The following is a 16,635-nucleotide window of genomic DNA, read 5'->3' on the forward strand; positions in this document are numbered from 1 at the left end:
GTCCATGGCGCGCAAGATCTCCACCGACGACGGGCGTGCGGCCCTCGCGGCTGCCGCCGGCGGGTCACCGGCGCGCACCGAGCTCGCCACCGCCGTCCGCTACCTGTTGCAGCTGCTTGCGGAGAAGGCGCCGGGCAACTCCGTGGAGGTACGGGTGCCGCCGTTCGGCGCGGTGCAGGTGCTGGAGGGTCCCCGGCACACGCGGGGGACTCCTCCCAACGTCGTGGAGACCGACGCGGCCACCTGGATCGCACTGGCCACGGGGACGCTCGCGTGGGACGACGCGGTCGCCGCCGGCCGGATCCTGGCCTCCGGCACGCGCGCCGACCTGACGGCGCTCCTGCCCCTGCGCCCGTAACCCTGCGTTGCCTACGTCCGCGACGCCCGTCAGCCGCCCGACGCCGAGGTGACGGACCGCCCGCGGACCGTCGGCGGCGAACCGCTCAGCACCACCACACCGCCGAGGCCGGCGATGAGCACGAGCACGGCGAGCATCGCGGCGAGCGCACCCGCGGCCAAGACGACCCGCTCGTCGATCGGCGCCGCTGCAGAGACGACCGGCGCAGCGGCGATCCGCTGGATGAGGACGACCTCGTGCGCCGCCTGCGGGGGAGCCGGCGCCTGGGCCGCGGCGCGCAGTCGTGGCTTCGGCGGGGCGACCGCCGTCTGCGTGACCGTCAGAGAGTCGGGGCCCTCCACAGCGGCGGGCTCAGGGACGCGGCAGCTCTCCGTGGCGCACACGGTGATCGGCAGCGGCACCTTCCGGGGCTGGATCGTGCCCGCGCCGCCCGCGGTCGTGTACCAGTACGAGCTCTGCCCGGTGAGGGCCTGGAACCGCACGAACTCGGCGGGGAACGCGCCCCACCATGCCCGGTTCTCCGCCGTCCGCGCCGGCTGCGGGTTCCGCCCCGCCACCTCCGCCGGGACGGAGACCCCCAAGTAGTCGGGCGTGTGGGTGAGCCCGTTGCGCGTGACCTCGACGCCCGTCAGCGTCGCCACGACGACCGATCGGGGGGCGATGCGGCCCCAGACCGACGTGTCGTCCATGTCCGAGGCGTAGCCGGAGAGGGTCGCCGTGAGCGTGCCGGACCCATCGGCATCGACCGTGAGCACGGGATCGGCGGCCGACCAATAGGTCATGCCTCCGTAGTAGGCGACCGTGAACGCGCCCTTCCACGAGAGCCGCGCGGTGCCCTTCTCGGGATCGATCACACCGGTGCCCCCGGTGATCCGCACCCGCGTCTGGGTGACGCTGTCGGCCGCGCTCGTCGTCTTGCCGTTGACGCTCGTGCCGTCGGGGGTGTCGCACCGGGTCGACCACGTGGGCCGTTCGTCGGTTCCGCCCGTGCTGCGCACGATCGTGGTGTTGCCGTCGCGGCTGCGGTAGAAGCCGTCGGCCTCCGTCCAGACCCGCGCCGATCCCGCGTCGCCCGCGACTCCCGCGGAGAGGAAGTTGCAGCCGCCGAAGTAGGCGCCGCCGCTGCTCTCGTTGTTGATGCCCCAGTCGAACAGCGCGCCGGAGGTCTCCCGCGGGCCTTCGCCCTCCTCGGGTGTCGTGCCTCCGTCATCGCCCGGTTCTGTCGTGCCGGCGGCCCGCACGGTGAGCGTCGCCTCGCGCGAGACGGCTTCGCCCAGAGCGTTGGAGACCACGACCCGGTAGCGCGTGCCGTCGAGCGCGCGCGTGGCCGTCACCGTCAGCGCCGCGGTGGTCGCGCCGTCGACATCCGTCCATGCCGACGTCCCGGTGCGGCTCTGCCAGCGGTAGGTCAACGGTCGTCCGCTCGCCGAGACGGTGAACGACGCAGTCCGGCCGTCCTCGACCGTGGTCGACTGCGGATGCGACGTCACGGCGGGGGCGATGGGGGCGGGTGCGTGGGCGCCGACGGTGACCACGAGGGGCGTGGGAACCTTCCGGGGCTGGATGCTGTCGGCCCCTCCCTCGGTCGTGTACCAGTAGGAGTTCTGTCCCGTCAGCTCCTGGAATCGCAGGAAGTCGGACGGGAACGCTCCCCACCAGGCGGCGTTGGCCGTCGTCTTGACCGCCTGCGGATTGCGTCCGGCGATCTCGGCCGGGATTGCGACGTCGAGGAAGTCGGGACGAAGGCTCAGCCCCGAGGCAGACACCTCGACGTCGCGGAAGGTGGCCAGGGTCACCGACCGCGCGGGCAGCGGCGCCCAGATCGACGGGTCGTCCATGTCGGCCGCATAGCCGGAGAGCTGCGCGGTGAGCCTGCCGGTTCCGTCGGCGGCGACCGCCAGCACGGGGTCGGACGCCGACCAGTAGGTCATGCCGCCGTAGTAGGCGACGGTGAAGGAGCCCTGCCAGGTGATCTCCGCCGTCCCCGCGGAGACGTCGATCGTGCCGGATCCGCCGGCGATCTGTACGCGGGAGTCGGTGTGGCTGCGCGGCGAGGTCGCACTCACGACCCCGGCGACCGATTCCCCCGTCGGGGTCTGACACTTGCTCGCCCAGGTCGGACGGGTCAGGGAGCCGCCGTCGGCCGTGGGCTTGACGATCGTGGTGTTGCCGTCTTCGGAGCGGTAGAAGCCGTCGGCCTGCGTCCACATGCGAGCGCTGCGGGTGTCGCCGGCGATTCCCGCGGAGAGGAAGTTGCAGCCACCGAAGTAGGAGCCGCCGTTGCTCTCCTGGTTGATCCCCCAGTCGAAGAGCACACCGGACACCTGGAGCGGCCCCTCCTCTTCGGGATCGGGATCGGGTGTCGGAGTCGGGGTCGGGCTGGGCGTGGGGGTGGGAGTCGGGGTGGCCGTGGGCTCCGGCGCGGGTGCGGTCGGCGTCGGGCTCGGCGTGACGGTCGGCGTCGGCGTGCTCGTGGGAGTCGGCGTCGGGGTGGTCTCCGAGCCCTCGGCGTCGGAGCCGGCCGCCTCCTCGTCCACGGGAACCTCATCCGCGGCGTCCCCCGGAGTTTCGTCGTCCGTCGCCGCGGCATCGGCCGTCGTGGCTGCGCCGGTGCCCTCCGCGGCCGTCGCTGCCTCCGGCACGCTCTCCGTGGCGAAGGCGGGCGCGGCGGAGAAGGGAGCGGCGAGCAGTGTGAGAGCCGTCGCGAGGCCGAGGGTGGCCCGCAGCGAGGGCCGAGCGCGCATCCCGGCCACCTCAGGCCCCTCCCTTCTCCGTCGAGCCAGCGCCGTCAGAAGACGTCGCGCCACCGGAGGCCGCCGGGACCGCCTCACGCGCCCGGCGACGCTGCGACAGCACCGCCCACACCAGGAAGGCGATCGCGAAGACCGCAAGGATCCCCACCCCCAGCACGGCCCACAGCAGGATCGAGAGGAGCTCGGTCGTATCGGAGGCCTCCGTGGCGGCGACGGGGGCGGCGGAGGGCGTGACCTCCTCGACCACGATCGTCGTGTGGGTCGGAGCGGGGGTCGGCGCCGCCGACGGGGTCTCCCCTCCTCCCGCGGCGGAGGTGTCGTCATCGCCATACAGGTCTCGGAACGTGATGGGCGTGAAGGTCTCGTTGTTCGCGTTCTTCACGCCGTGCGCGCCGATCGTGATCACGCCGCACTGCACGACGCGGCAGTCCACCTCGCCCGGCTTGCCGTCGCGGTCGAGGGAGGTGAAGGTCGCGCCGGGCACGTCCAGGACGGCCGACCAGGTGCCTGCGGCGTCGACCTCGCCTCCGTTGGCGGCGTACGACGTGGAGCTCCCGGGGAACGCGACGAACGAGATGTAGCCCGTGGGCTTGTCCTCGTCGTCGGGGACGTAGCGGTAGTCGGTCCCGGTCACGCCGCCCTGACTGGGACGCCAGCCGTCGTCGACCCAGCCGAACATCACATAGATCCCGCCGAAGCCGTTCTTGATCGACTGGAAGCCCGACCCGGTCACGCGGAGCTTGGTGAGGTAGGTCGGATCGGCCACGCCCTTCAGCTCGGGGCTTCCGTCCACGTGCACCTCGACCGAGGCGGCGGCGTGAGCGGGAGAAGCGGGACCCGCCGCCGCGACGCCGCCGGCGGCCAGCACCCCGAACAGCAGTCCCGAGAGCAGGCGCGAGAGCGCTCCGGTCCCGCGGGAACGCGAGCGGCGCGACCGAGGCATCGGGGCAAGCGGACGACGGGCGGAGGGAGCGCTCATGCGGGAACCTCTCGGTGGGGCGGGCGGGCGGGGGGTCGGACCGGCAGGATCACGGTCGCGCCCGAGACGGGGTGGGTGAGCACCTCGACGTCTTGGCGGTAGACCGCGGCGATCCGCTCGGGGGTGAGGACGTCGTCGGGCCGCCCGGTCGCCTCGACACGCCCCTCGGAGAGGAGCACGATGCGATCGGCGTAGGCGGCCGCGAGGTTCAGATCGTGCAGGACGACGGCGACCGCGTCGCCGTGCGCCGCGCACTCGCGGGTCAGTCGCAGCACGTCCTCCTGGTGCCGCAGGTCGAGAGCCGCGGTGGGCTCGTCGAGGAGCAGGATCCCGGTGCGCTGGGCGAGCACGCGAGCCAGCCCCGCCCGCGCGCGCTCGCCGCCGGACAGGGAGGGCACGTGGCGTTGCCGGAACCGTTCGATGTCGGTGGCGCGCAGCGCGTCGGTCGTCGCCTCCTCGTCCTCCTCCTCGCGAGGAGTCCGTCGCCACGGGGCGCGGCCCATCTCCACGACCTGCTCGACCGTGAAGGGGAAGGAGACGCGGTTCTCCTGGAGGAGGACGGCGCGCCGGCGAGCGAGGTCGGCCAGCGACCAGTCCGCGAGGTCGCGCTCCGCGATCCGGACGGTGCCGGCGGTGCGTCGCTGGTCGCCCGTGAGAGCGGCCAGAAGTGTCGACTTGCCCGCACCGTTCGGACCGATGAGGGCCACCACCTCTCCCGCGTGCACCGTGAGCGACGCGTCGTCGAGGATGCGCCGTCCGCCGATCTCGACGCAGACGCCGCGCGCGTCGATCGCGGCTGCGCCCGGGGCCAGCCGCTCGGGCAGCTCCAGGGAGCGCGACAGGAGCGAGGCGATCATCCCCACCCTCCCGCCTTGCTGCGGGTGCGGCGCAGCAGCCAGAAGAAGAACGGCCCGCCGACGATCGAGGTGAGCATGCCGATGGGTAGATCCGCCATCGGTACCGCGGTCCGGGCGACGAGGTCGGCCGCCAGCAGCAGCACCGCTCCGCCGAGCACGCTCGTGGTCAGCAGCGGCAGGTGCGCCGGGCCGATGATCATCCGCATGAGGTGCGGCACGACGAGACCGACGAACGCGATGATACCGGCGAACGCCACCGCCGATCCCACCAGGAGCGCCGTCACGACGATCACGACGATGCGGAGGAGCTCGACGTTGACGCCGAGGTGGCGTGCGCTCTTCTCGCCGAGTGCGAGCAGGTCGAGGGAGCGGGTGACGGCGAAGGCGACGATCAGGCCGACGACGATGAGGGGAAGGACGATGCCCACCTGCTGCCAGCGCGAGCCGTTGAGGCTGCCGAGCTGCCAGAAGACGATCTGCTCCCGCGCCTGCTGGTCGCCGAGGAACGTCAGGAAGGCGAGGCCCGCGCCGGTGAACGCGTTGATGGCGATGCCGGTGAGCACGAGGGTGACCACCTCGGTGCGCCCGCCGGCGCGGCTCATCGTGTAGACGACGAGGGTGGCCAGCAGCCCCGTCGCGAAGGCGACGAGCGCGATCGTCCACTCGCCCGCGAACGTCCACCCGAACACGATCACGGCCGAGGCGCCCAGAGCGGCACCTGACGACACGCCGACGACGCCCGGCTCGGCGAGGGGGTTGCCGAAGATCGCCTGCATGAGCAGTCCCGCGGCGGCCAGGGCGGCACCGACGATCACGGCCATCGCCACCCGGGGGAAACGGATCGTCCACAGCGCGTTGTAGCCCTGGGGATGCTCGGGGAGCGGGCCCACGGGGATGCCGATTCCGCGCAGGAGGGCACCGAGGACCTCCTCCGGACGGACGTACAGCTGGCCCGTTCCGGCCGAGACGAGCACGAGGGCGACGAGGGCGACGGCGAGCCCGACGATGAGGGCGCCCCGTCGCAGCGTGCGCGGTCTCGACGGCCGCGCCTCCGCGAGGTCGCTGTCGAGGGTCGCCGAGCCGGTCACGGGGCGACGCCGCTCTGTTCGGGGGCGTAGATGGCGCGAGCGAGGGCCTCGATCACGGCCGCCGAGCGGGGACCGAAGCTCAGCACCGCGTCGTCGCTCATGTCGACGATCCGGCGGTGCTGGCCCGCGGGGGTCTCCGCGACGGCCGGGACCTGGGCCAGGAGACCTTCGACGCCGTCGACCGAGGCGAGCCCCTTCGTCATCATGAGGATCACGTCGGGTGCCGCGTCCACGAGCGCTTCCGCGGTCATCGGACGCATCCCTCTCCACCCGATCTCGCCCGCGACGTCGATGCCACCGAGACTCTCGATCAGCGAATCCGCTCCCGAGCCCTCCCCGAAGATGTAGTAGATCCCGGCGCTCCCGCGGACGTAGAGGAAGAGGATGCGGGGGCGGTCGGCCGCATCGGAGGGGGCGAGGGCGGCGACCTGAGCGACGACGTCGTCGATCTCGGCGCTCACGCGTTCCGCAAGGCGCGCGCCCGCGTCGGGAACACCGAGGGCCGCGGCGACGGCGTGAATGATCTCGTCGCCGTTCTCCATGCTCCGCTCGGGCGTGATCAGGACGACGGGGATGCCCGCTTCGCGCATCTGCAGCACGACGTCCCACGGTCCGATGGACGAGTCGGTGAGGATCACCGTCGGCTGCAGTTCCAGGATCGCCTCGCCGTTGAGCTCGTGGCCGTTCTGGGTGACGAGGGGCAGGTGCGCGGCCTCGGGGAATCCCGTGGAGGTGTCGCGCCCGACGAGGTTGCCGCCCAGGCCGAGCCCGAACACCGTCGCCGAGAGGGTTCCCGAGATGTCGAGTGCGAGGATGCGGCTGACGTCGGTGACGGTGACCTCGGTGCCCTGGTTGTCGGTGACGGTGGCGGGGAGGGCGGGGTCGACCTCCCCCGACACCGGTGTGACGCTCGCCGAGGGGAGGCAGGCAGACGTCGGGCCCGTGTACTCCTTGGGTGCGGCGAGGGCGTCCAGCTGGGCCAGAGGGATGTCCGCGCCGCGGCATTCCCCGCCGCTCGCTCCCTCACCGGCCTGCGGAGTCGGGCCCGCACAGCCCGCGAGGAGGAGGATCGCGCCCAGGACGAGCGGGAGCAGGCGGCGGCGGGGAGAAGAGAGCATCAGGACCTGTCGAAGCCGGTGTATGCGGGCACGAGAAAGGGCCGCGACAGTGCATTCCGGACGCGGAATCCGGGGGGTGTGCGACCAACTTAGGTTAGGCTAACATGACCTTCGCCCGGGCTACACGGTAGCGAAGCTCCACCCGGGTCCGAACACCCGACACCGACCCAGGGGGAGATCAGTGAGTCACTCACGTCCCGTCCATCCGACCGACCGAAGGCCACGAAGAGGCGCTGTTCGCGGCACGCTCGCCTCACTCGCCACCGCTGCGCTCGTCGCCGGTGGCCTTGCCGCCACCCCTCTCGCCGCGAGCGCGGCCACCGCCGGTGCCATCTCCGACGCGGTCTTCACGTGGGGCATCAGCAAGGAGGCCGGAGGCGGAGCGTTCTTCGGCGGCTGCAACTTCCTCTCCGCCGGGATCGCGGGTGACACCGGGTCGTCGCGCCTGTGGACTGAGTCGGACGGCTTCTACAAGACCTCCGACGGCAACGTCAGCATCGTCAAGGACGGGCCTGACGGCACCACCATCACCCCGACGTGGTCGACGAAGTGCCAGACGGGAGCCGGAACCGCCGTCACCGCGGGAAACACGAGCAGCACGTCCGGCAACGCCGTCGTCATCGGCGCCGGCGCGGGTGAGGTGGCCGCCGACGGCTCGCTCGAGATCTCGTGGGACGGCGATTTCACGATCGTCTTCTACGGCGGGCTCACGTACTGGTCGGTGAGCGACCCCGTGCTCACCGTCGACGCCGCCGGCGCCGGACAGGTCACGGCGACCGCGTCCGGCTACGGAACCTCGATGGAGGACATGACCCAGTGGGTGCCGATCGCCCCCGAACAGATCGTGCTGGCGAACCTCACTGACGTCGACGCCGCGGACGGATCGTTCACCGTGACGCCCGACTACCTCGGCGTCGAGGTCTCCACCAGCGGTACGCCGCAGACGCGCACCGGCGCGAACTGGGGCGCCTTCCCGCAGTCGTACGTCGACTTCAACGTGAAGACGGGACAGGCCAGCTACTGGTATTCCTCGGGTGGTGCGCGTGATGCCGCCAAGCCCGCGACACCGCTCTCGGTGAGCTTCGACGTCTCCAGCGGCCCGGCCTTCACCTCGTCACCGGCCTCGCAGACGGTCACGACGGGCGACGCGGTCACCCTGACTGCCGCAGCCACGGGGGCGGACGCCTACCAGTGGCAGTCGTCACCGGTCGGCTCCGACGCCTGGAACGACATTGCGGGAGCCACGGCAGCCGCCTACTCGTTCACGGCGAGCAGCGCCACCGCCCTGCAGTACCGGGTCGTCGCGACCGGCGGAGGCGCCTCCACGACCTCGAGCGCCGCCACCGTGACGGTCGACGTCCCCACTCCCACCGTCGCGGTCTCGAAGACGACGGGCCTGTCGGCCGCGGGCGAGACGGTCACGGTCAGCGGTACCGGATTCCTTCCGAACGCCCCCGCCACGTCGGGATCGCGTCCGCCGCTCGCCGGCCAGTTCACCGGCGCGTACATCGCCTTCGCTTCCCGGAACGCCGACGGCACGGGTTTGGCGAACTACACCAACGGACTGTCGGAGTACACGACCTGGGCCGTCCGCGCCGAGAACCTGGCGGCGATCGGTGGCTCGGGTGCGATCATCGCGCCCGACGGGACGTTCGAGGTGCAGATCCGGGCCGAGGACCTTCCGCTCGATGAGGGCAAGCAGTGGGGCATCCGCACCTACGCGGCCGGAGGGGCCAACTACCCGGCGTTCGCGACGTTCACTCCCCTGGAGTTCGCCGTCGCGGCGGGAACGGCCTCGATCCCCGCGTCGGCCACGGTCGGTGCCGCCCTCACGGCCGAGACCGGCGGCTGGCCGGCTGGGGCGACCCTGACCTACCAGTGGCTTCGTCACGGCGCGCCGATCTCCGGCGCCACCTCGCCCTCGTACACGCCCGCTGCCTCCGATGCCGGTGCCGCGCTGTCGGTGCGAGTCTCCGGTGCGGTGCCGGGCTACACGACCACGAGCGTGACCTCGAACACGGTCACCGTCGCGGCCGCGACCCTGTCGGCAGCGGTCCCCACCCTGACCGGCACCGCCAAGGTGGGCGCGACGCTGACGGCCAAGCCGGGCACGTGGACGGCTGGTACCAAGCTCACGTACCAGTGGCTTCGCGGCGGGTCCGCCATCAGCGGCGCGACGAAGTCCACCTACACGGCGGTGGCGGCTGATCGGGGGAAGAACCTGACCGTCCGGGTGACCGGATCGAAGGCCGGCTACACGACGGTGTCGAAGACGTCGGCGGCGAAGACCGTCGCGTGGGGCACGCTGAAGAGCGCGACGCCGAAGTTCACCGGTACCGCTCAGGTGGGCAAGAAGCTCACCGCCAAGCCGGGCACGTGGACGGCGGGCACCAAGCTCACGTACCAGTGGCTTCGCGGCGGGTCCGCCATCAAGGGCGCGACGAAGTCCACATACACGGCGGTGGCGGCCGATCGGGGCAAGAAGCTGACCGTCCGGGTGACCGGATCGAAGGCCGGCTACACGACGGTGTCGAAGACGTCGGCGGCGAAGACCGTCGCGTGGGGCACCCTGAAGAGCGCGACGCCGAAGATCACCGGTGCCGCCAAGGTGGGTAAGAAGCTCACGGCGGTCCGTGGCTCGTGGACGGCGGGCACCAAGGTCACCTACCAGTGGTTCGTGGGCGGCAAGGCGGTCAAGGGCGCGACCAAGGCCACCTACACCGTGAAGAAGGCGGATCGCGGCAAGACCGTGGTCGTGAAGGCCAAGGGCGTCAAGGCGGGATACAAGACCGTCACCAAGACGTCCGCCGCCAAGCGGATCGCGCGCTAGTCGCCCCAGCCGCCCCGGTGACGTCGACCAGCGAGGTCGACGTCACCGGGGCGGCTGTGCGCGGCGCGGGCGAGCCGCCGCGGGTGAGCCGCCGATGAGGGGAGAGGACAGCCGATCATGACGCGTCGCCGAGGTCTCTTCGTCGTCGTCGGTGCCGCCGTCGCGATTCTTGGGACCGCTGCCCTCGTCGCGGCGAGCATCGCGATCGGGCGGATCGCCGACGGAACAGGCGACGCCTCGACCGATGCTCCCGTCGTCGTCCCGCCACCTTCCCCGGCCTCGCCGGCCACCCCGGCCGCGGCTCCCGAGGAGCTCCCTCCGCGCGGCATCTCGACGCTCGCCGACCCCGCATGGATCTCCGAGACCGCTCGATGGTCCGGCATCCCGACGCGGGCGCTCGCGGCGTACGCGGGCGCAGCGATCCAGACGGCGCGCACGCATCCCGGCTGCGGCGTCGGCTGGAACATGCTCGCGGCGATCGGCTTCGTCGAGAGCGAGCACGGCACGATCGGCGGCTCTGTGATCGGCGGCGACGGCGTGGCACGCCCCGCGATCATCGGCATCGCCCTCGATGGGAGCTCGACCGAGCGCATCTCCGACACCGACGGCGGCGATCTCGACGGTGACCCTCGATGGGACCGCGCCGTCGGACCGATGCAGTTCCTCCCGTCCACCTGGGCCGTGTGGGGTCGCGACGGCAACGGCGATGGCCGGGCCGAAATCCACCAGATCGACGACGCCGCGCTTGCCGCCGCCGAGTACCTCTGCGCGGCGGGGCGAGACCTCACGAGCGGGGACGGGTGGATCGACGCGGTCACGGCATACAACCGCAGCATCGACTACAACGGCCGCGTCGCCGAGGCGGCCGCCTTCTACGCCGGGGGTGGATGACGATCCGGCGTCGATGACCCCCACTCCCACGACCCCGGGCCGCCGGAGTGGGACAATGGGCGCATGTCCTCCACCGCCGGTCACCGAATCGAATCGGCGCGCGTGCGTCGCGCCCCGCGATACGGCGTGTTCCTGGTGGGTGGTGCGCTGCTGGGAGTGCTCGTCGCCGTGATCCTCACGTTCGCGTTCGGGGGCGGACCGATTGAGGCGGGGGCACCGGCGGGGGACAAGAGCGACTACACCGGGCTGACCTACTCGACGCCGCAGGTTCTCGGGTTCCTGGCCCTCATCTTCGCCCCGATCGGACTCGCCGTCGGAGGTGTCGTCGCGTTGATCCTCGATCGGGTCGTCGGACGACGGACTCGCGAAGTGCGCATCGATCGCGAGACGGTGGTCGAGCCGCACGACGCCGCCTGATCGTCGTCCCGTCGCACGACTGATGCGGCGTGGGGCTCAGGCGAGATCGGCGATCACCGGCGCGATGGCGGAGTCGAAGGCCGCCACGTCGCCGCGCAGACCGTCGGTGACGGCGACCGTCAGTGCACCGATCCACCACACACCGCGCTGGGTGAGCGGGAGCACCTGCACGTTCAGCTCGAACGAATGGGCCCGGCGGCCCACCCGCCTCTCGTGCTGGGCGATCGCACTCGCGTAGCCCCGATAGGACGAGGCGGTGCCCGCGCTGGCCTGGTAACGCGCGTACGCCGCTCGTGCGTACGCCACCGCCTCGGGTCCGTGCGGAAGGATCGCCGCGTGGAGCTGTTCGAAGCCTTCGGTGGGGAGTGCGATCAGCATCTCGAAGCCGTCGACCAGATCCAGGGGGATGGGCGACGGGTGGGCCTGCGGCTCCACCGTCATGTCCCAGAACGCCCGCCATTGCCGGTCCAGCTCGGGGTCGCGCTCGAACTCGGGTGCGTCTTGGGCGGGGGCGCCGCGCAGGAGCGGCAGCTCATCGGGGAAACGCAGCCCCAGTACCTGGCGGAGGTAGAGCGCGACGAGCACCGCAAGCCCGGCGTCCTCGCGCACGACCCACTCAGGTCCGGTCGGCGCGTTCATGCCGCCCATCCTAGAGAAGGTCGGTCGTGGTGGGGGCGTGAGCGGATGGCGGCGCGATCCGACCGACGGACCTCACCCGCCGAGCTCGCGGATGACCTCGTCGGGTTCCACGGCGGCCGCCCGTCGCACCGGCAGCGCCGCGGCCAACACGAAGCAGCCGATCGTGCCGGCGACGATGATCGCAAGTCGGCCGAACAGCGCGCCGCCGATCGTGACGCTGAGAGGGATGCCGAGCACGTCGAGGCCGCCGCGGCTTGCGACGATCACCGCAGCGAGCAGGGCGAGGAGCGCGCCGGCTATCCCTACCACCGCACCTTGAGCGGCGAACTGCGCGACGAATGTGCCGACGATCTCGCGCGGGCGCCAGCCGAGCGCCCGGAGGACACCGACTTCGCCGCGTCGTGCCGACACGAAGGCCGATGACGTCGACCATCCGACGACCACCAGCTGGAGGACCAGCAGTGCGATCAGCACGGGCTGCAGCCCGTTCAGGAAGCTCTGGGCCGACGAGACGCCGGTGAGCATCGAGGCAAGGCTCGTCGGCGAGTACCCCTCGTCGCGCATCTTCTCCACGAAGTCGGGAAGGGCTGCTGTGTCGTCGAGCACGACGAACGCCTTCGGGTAGGCGAAGTTGTCGTGCATCCACGCGAGCGAGTGCCCGCGCGATGCGCCGAGGAGGTCGAGCACCATGTCGTCGACGCCGTAGGCGACATGCGAGCCGTCGATGCCGGCGACCTCGTCGTCGTAGATGCCGACGACGACAGCGGTGTCGTCGACACCGACCCCGGTGCCGTCGTCGGTGAGGCGCGTGTACTCCGAGGCGAGTTCGTCACCGGCATCCACCTGCAGCTCGGCGGCGTCACGGCGCGACAGCAGCACCTCGCCCGGTGCGGCCGGCTCGCGACCGGCGAGGAGTGGCGGCTGCACGACGGCGATGCGCGTGACGAGCGAGAGCGTGCGACTTGCCGCGCTCGACCCCAGCGACAGGTCGACGACGGCGCGCCCCTCGGCCGACTCGACGTGCGCGATCGCGCGGAAGTCCGAGACAGCGTGACGATCGATGGGACGAGGATCGGCGTCGAGGCCGTAGGAGCCGATTTCGACGACACGGAGCACAGCCGAGCCGAGGCCGTCGGTGCGTTGCGAGGTCGCCGACGCGGAATCGGCGATCATGGGTAGCGCCGCGCCCAAGAGACCCACTCCGAGGGCGGCGAGAGTGAGCGGCACCACCCCGCGGCGCAGCCCGGACGGCAGCAGCCACCGAGCCAGACGCAGCGCCCTCATCGGACGGCCGCCTCGAGGGTCAGCGCGTCGTCGGCGATCTCGCCGACGCGCGGATCGTGAGAGGCGATCACCACGCAGCGGCCGTCGTCGGCCAGTCGACGGAAGAGAGCGAGCACCGCTCGGGCATTGTCGTCGTCGAGCGCCGACGTCGGTTCGTCGGCGAGGAGGGCCGCCGAACCGGTCTGCAGTGCGCGGGTGATGGCGACGCGTTGCTGCTCACCGCCCGACAGGGTCTTCACTTTGCTGTCGGCGCGGTGGGCGAGTCCGACGAGAGACAGTGCCGACGGGTCGGGTGCAGCGTGCCCGGTGGCCAGCGCCACGTTCTGCGCCGCCGTGAGATCGCGGAAGAGGCGCGGTTGCTGCGGCACGAAACCGATCAGCCGGCGTCGGGCGGCGGTGCGCTGCGCGTCGGAGGCGCGGGTGAAGTCGGTGCCGCTCAGCCGCACCGAGCCGGAGTCGGGACGCAGCAGAAGGCCGGCGATGCCGAGCAGCGTCGACTTGCCCGAGCCGGAGGCTCCGGCCAGCCACAGCACCGCGCCATCTCGCGCGGTCACCGACACGGTCGGCAGCGCCGTCGTACGTCGGGAACCGTCGTCGTAGCTGCGGGACACCTCGTGAAGCTCGATCATGACTCTCCGAGAAAGCGAAGCCGGGCTACACGAATGGTGTTTTTAAGCACAGCACACAATAGAACGTCTTATGTGCGCACGATGGGAGTTGTCCACACCATCCCGCCCGGGACCGCGGCGCCGTGGGCGCCACGGGCCCGGTAGGCTGTGCGGGTGGCCTCGTCTCCACCGAATCCCTATTCCGAAGCCGGCGTCGACACTGCGGCAGGCGACCTCGCCGTCGAGTTGATGAAGTCGGCCGTCCGTCGTACCCACGGCGCCGAAGTGCTCGGTGGCGTGGGCGGATTCGCCGGGCTCTTCGATGCCTCCGCGTTGCTGTCGTACGAGAAGCCGCTGCTGGCGAGCTCCACCGACGGCGTGGGTACGAAGGTCGCCATCGCGCAGGCGATCGACAAGCACGACACCATCGGTCAAGACCTCGTGGGCATGGTCGTCGACGACATCGTGGTCGTGGGGGCCAAGCCTCTCTTCATGACCGACTACATCGCGTGCGGGAAGGTCTTCCCCGAGCGCATCGCCGACATCGTCCGCGGCATCGCCGACGGCTGCTCGGCCACCGGCACCGCCCTCGTCGGCGGTGAGACCGCGGAGCACCCGGGCCTTCTCGGCATCAACGACTACGACGTCGCCGGCGCCGCGACCGGCGTCGTCGAGGCGTCACGAGTGCTCGGAGCCGAGCGGGTGCGTCCGGGCGACGTCGTCCTCGCGCTCGCTTCGAGCGGTCTGCACTCCAACGGATACTCGCTCGTGCGGCACATCGTTGCCGGTGCCGGGATCGGATACGGCGACAACGCGGCCGACTTCGGCGCGACCTGGGGTGAGGTACTCCTCGAGCCGACGCGCCTCTACACGGCGCCGCTGCTGCGACTGCTCGAGCGCTTCCCCGACGCGGTCCACTCCCTCAGCCACGTCACCGGCGGGGGCATCGCCGCGAACCTCGCGCGCGTCCTGCCGCGGGGCACGTGGACCGAGGTGGACCGGTCGACGTGGTCGCCCGCTCCGGTCTTCCGGGTGCTCGCCGATCTCGGCGACCTCGAGCTCACCGCGACCGAGGGCACATGGAACCTCGGGATCGGCTTCCTTGCCGTGGTCGCGGCGGAGCAGGCCGCCGCCGCCGCCGAGGCACTGACGGCCGACGGCATCCGCACGTGGCAGGTCGGCGTGGTCGGAGACGGTACGCGTCCCGCAGGTGATTTCGAACAGGGCGCGAAGGGTGTCGACGGCGGCGCCGTCCGGCTCGTGAGCGCATACGCAGAAACGGACTGAGCAACACCAGATGTGCGGAATCGTCGGGGTCGTCGGGCAGGGACCGGCCAACCAGGAGGTCTACGACTCGCTGCTCCTGCTGCAGCACCGGGGGCAGGATTCCACGGGGATCGCCACCGCCGAGGCCAACGGGGTGTTCCACATCTTCAAGGCCAAGGGGCAGGTGCGCGAGGCCTTCCGCACGCGCGACATGCGCGCGCTGCTCGGCAACATCGGACTCGGCCACGTCCGCTACGCCACCAAGGGCACCGCGTCGAGCGAGGAAGAGGCCCAGCCGTTCTACGTCAACGCGCCGTACGGCATCGTGCTGGTGCACAACGGCAACCTCACCAACACGCGTGAGCTCACGCAAGAGCTCTTCCGCACCGACCGTCGTCACCTCAACACCTCGTCCGATACGGAACTGCTCGTCAACGTGCTCGCGAACGAGCTGCAGGAGTCGATCTCGGGGCTCGAGCTGGATCCGGCCCAGATCTTCCAGGCCGTCGCCCGGGTGCACGAACGCGTGGAAGGCTCCTATGCGGCGATCGCCCTGATCGCGGGATACGGTCTGCTCGCCTTCCGGGATCCGTTCGGCATCCGCCCGCTCATCCTGGGCACCCGCAAGGCCGATAACGGCGCGTACGAGTGGACCGTCGCGTCCGAATCGCTCGTGCTCGAGAACGGCGGCTTCGAGGTCGTCCGTGACGTGGAACCCGGCGAGGCGGTGTTCATCGACCTCGACGGTCGCCTTCACACCAAGCAGTGCGCGACCAACCCGCAGCTGGTCCCGTGCTCGTTCGAGTACGTGTACCTGGCCCGTCCCGACAGCGAGATGAACGGGATCTCCGTCTACGAAGCGCGGCTGCGGATGGGAGAGCGTCTGGCCGACACGATCGCGAAGTACACCCCGAAGGACGCGATCGACGTCGTGATGCCGATCCCCGACTCCTCCCGTCCCGCCGCGATGCAGGTGGCCCGCAAGCTCGGAGTCGAGTACCGCGAGGGGTTCTACAAGAACCGGTACGTCGGCCGGACGTTCATCATGCCGGGCCAGGCCGTGCGCAAGAAGAGCGTGCGCCAGAAGCTCAACGCCATGTCGAGCGAGTTCAAGGGCAAGAACGTGCTCCTGATCGACGACTCCATCGTGCGCGGCACGACGTCGAAGGAGATCATCCAGATGGCGCGCGACGCCGGCGCGAAGTCGGTCATCTTCGCCTCTGCGGCGCCGCCGGTGCGATTCCCGCACGTGTACGGCATCAACATGCCCTCGCGTCACGAACTGGTCGCCCACGGGCGGACGATCCCCGAGATCGCCGAGGAGCTCGGGTGCGACTACCTCGTCTATCAAGAGGTGGACGACCTCAAGGCCGCCATCCTCGAGGGCTCCCCCGATGTCGAGGACCTCGACATGAGCTGCTTTGACGGCCGCTACATCACGGGCACCGTCTCCGAGGAGTACCTGGCCTGGGTCGAGGGCAACCAGGAGAGCTGACCGACCCTCGGGCACCCGTTCGGGTGCCGCGCTCCGCGGGCCCGTGCGCGCC

At 71.1% G+C, this 16,635-nt stretch carries 14 protein-coding genes; 6 read left to right on the plus strand and 8 right to left on the minus strand.

Annotated elements, in window-relative coordinates; genetic code table 11:
• Window positions 1-4 precede the first annotated feature (4 nt).
• Entirely contained in the window at window positions 5-358 is a 354-nt protein-coding gene (locus QM591_RS11080; protein ID WP_415132462.1) for a sterol carrier family protein, read from the plus strand.
• Window positions 359-387: 29 nt separating this feature from the next.
• Here the strand turns inward: QM591_RS11080 and QM591_RS11085 are convergent, their stop codons facing one another.
• Genes QM591_RS11085 through QM591_RS11105 form a run of 5 tightly spaced genes read right to left on the minus strand, consistent with a single transcriptional unit; the run spans window position 388 to window position 7,153 of the window.
• Window positions 388-3,102, minus strand: a complete 2,715-nt coding sequence (locus QM591_RS11085; RefSeq protein ID WP_415132463.1) for a hypothetical protein — start codon at window positions 3,100-3,102, stop codon at window positions 388-390.
• Window positions 3,103-3,112: 10 nt separating this feature from the next.
• Window positions 3,113-4,090: a hypothetical protein gene (locus QM591_RS11090; protein WP_415132464.1), complete on the minus strand. Its 978-nt coding sequence runs from the start codon at window positions 4,088-4,090 to the stop codon at window positions 3,113-3,115.
• Window positions 4,087-4,947: a heme ABC transporter ATP-binding protein gene (locus tag QM591_RS11095; RefSeq protein WP_415132465.1), complete on the minus strand. Its 861-nt coding sequence runs from the start codon at window positions 4,945-4,947 to the stop codon at window positions 4,087-4,089. The genes QM591_RS11090 and QM591_RS11095 overlap by 4 nt, the downstream gene beginning before the upstream one ends.
• Window positions 4,944-6,035 carry a FecCD family ABC transporter permease gene (locus QM591_RS11100; protein ID WP_415132466.1) on the minus strand — a complete coding sequence of 364 codons (1,092 nt, stop codon included), beginning with the start codon at window positions 6,033-6,035 and terminating at the stop codon, window positions 4,944-4,946. The genes QM591_RS11095 and QM591_RS11100 overlap by 4 nt, the downstream gene beginning before the upstream one ends.
• Window positions 6,032-7,153, minus strand: a complete 1,122-nt coding sequence (locus tag QM591_RS11105; protein WP_415132467.1) for a heme/hemin ABC transporter substrate-binding protein — start codon at window positions 7,151-7,153, stop codon at window positions 6,032-6,034. The genes QM591_RS11100 and QM591_RS11105 overlap by 4 nt, the downstream gene beginning before the upstream one ends.
• Before the next feature lie 181 nt (window positions 7,154-7,334).
• Here QM591_RS11105 and QM591_RS11110 point away from each other — a divergent pair, with 181 nt between their 5' ends.
• From QM591_RS11110 to QM591_RS11120, 3 genes are all read left to right on the plus strand, one after another.
• Window positions 7,335-9,983, plus strand: a complete 2,649-nt coding sequence (locus QM591_RS11110; protein WP_415132468.1) for a hypothetical protein — start codon at window positions 7,335-7,337, stop codon at window positions 9,981-9,983.
• Window positions 9,984-10,100: 117 nt separating this feature from the next.
• On the plus strand, window positions 10,101-10,874 hold the full coding sequence (locus QM591_RS11115) for a lytic transglycosylase domain-containing protein (RefSeq protein WP_415132469.1): 774 nt from the start codon (window positions 10,101-10,103) through the stop codon (window positions 10,872-10,874).
• A gap of 63 nt (window positions 10,875-10,937) precedes the next feature.
• On the plus strand, window positions 10,938-11,291 hold the full coding sequence (locus QM591_RS11120) for a potassium transporter Trk (protein ID WP_415132470.1): 354 nt from the start codon (window positions 10,938-10,940) through the stop codon (window positions 11,289-11,291).
• Between the two features lie 36 nt (window positions 11,292-11,327).
• Here QM591_RS11120 and QM591_RS11125 read toward each other — a convergent pair whose 3' ends face one another.
• From QM591_RS11125 to QM591_RS11135, 3 genes are all read right to left on the minus strand, one after another.
• Window positions 11,328-11,930, minus strand: coding sequence for a zinc-binding alcohol dehydrogenase (locus tag QM591_RS11125; RefSeq protein WP_415132471.1), 603 nt, complete (start codon window positions 11,928-11,930; stop codon window positions 11,328-11,330).
• Window positions 11,931-12,002: 72 nt separating this feature from the next.
• A complete protein-coding gene (locus QM591_RS11130; protein WP_415132472.1) occupies window positions 12,003-13,214 on the minus strand; it encodes an FtsX-like permease family protein in 1,212 nt (403 codons plus the stop codon).
• Window positions 13,211-13,843, minus strand: a complete 633-nt coding sequence (locus QM591_RS11135; protein WP_415132473.1) for an ABC transporter ATP-binding protein — start codon at window positions 13,841-13,843, stop codon at window positions 13,211-13,213. The genes QM591_RS11130 and QM591_RS11135 overlap by 4 nt, the downstream gene beginning before the upstream one ends.
• Window positions 13,844-13,996: 153 nt before the next feature.
• Here QM591_RS11135 and purM point away from each other — a divergent pair, with 153 nt between their 5' ends.
• Both purM and purF read left to right on the plus strand, forming a co-directional pair.
• Entirely contained in the window at window positions 13,997-15,109 is a 1,113-nt protein-coding gene (purM, locus tag QM591_RS11140) for a phosphoribosylformylglycinamidine cyclo-ligase (protein ID WP_415132474.1), read from the plus strand.
• 10 nt (window positions 15,110-15,119) lie between these two features.
• Window positions 15,120-16,583, plus strand: a complete 1,464-nt coding sequence (gene purF, locus QM591_RS11145) for an amidophosphoribosyltransferase (protein ID WP_415132475.1) — start codon at window positions 15,120-15,122, stop codon at window positions 16,581-16,583.
• Window positions 16,584-16,635: the final 52 nt, after the last annotated feature.

This window comes from Microbacterium sp. (assembly GCF_047607225.1).
GTDB lineage: Bacteria > Actinomycetota > Actinomycetes > Actinomycetales > Microbacteriaceae > Microbacterium.

Coding starts and splice junctions, on each gene's coding strand:
- QM591_RS11080 (WP_415132462.1), top strand. CDS start 5: ATGGCGCGCAAGATCTCCACCGACGACGGGCGTGCGGCCCTCGCGGCT.
- QM591_RS11085 (WP_415132463.1), bottom strand. CDS start 3,102: ATGCGCGCTCGGCCCTCGCTGCGGGCCACCCTCGGCCTCGCGACGGCT.
- QM591_RS11090 (WP_415132464.1), bottom strand. CDS start 4,090: ATGAGCGCTCCCTCCGCCCGTCGTCCGCTTGCCCCGATGCCTCGGTCG.
- QM591_RS11095 (WP_415132465.1), bottom strand. CDS start 4,947: ATGATCGCCTCGCTCCTGTCGCGCTCCCTGGAGCTGCCCGAGCGGCTG.
- QM591_RS11105 (WP_415132467.1), bottom strand. CDS start 7,153: ATGCTCTCTTCTCCCCGCCGCCGCCTGCTCCCGCTCGTCCTGGGCGCG.
- QM591_RS11115 (WP_415132469.1), top strand. CDS start 10,101: ATGACGCGTCGCCGAGGTCTCTTCGTCGTCGTCGGTGCCGCCGTCGCG.
- QM591_RS11120 (WP_415132470.1), top strand. CDS start 10,938: ATGTCCTCCACCGCCGGTCACCGAATCGAATCGGCGCGCGTGCGTCGC.
- QM591_RS11125 (WP_415132471.1), bottom strand. CDS start 11,930: ATGAACGCGCCGACCGGACCTGAGTGGGTCGTGCGCGAGGACGCCGGG.
- QM591_RS11130 (WP_415132472.1), bottom strand. CDS start 13,214: ATGAGGGCGCTGCGTCTGGCTCGGTGGCTGCTGCCGTCCGGGCTGCGC.
- QM591_RS11135 (WP_415132473.1), bottom strand. CDS start 13,843: ATGATCGAGCTTCACGAGGTGTCCCGCAGCTACGACGACGGTTCCCGA.
- purF (WP_415132475.1), top strand. CDS start 15,120: ATGTGCGGAATCGTCGGGGTCGTCGGGCAGGGACCGGCCAACCAGGAG.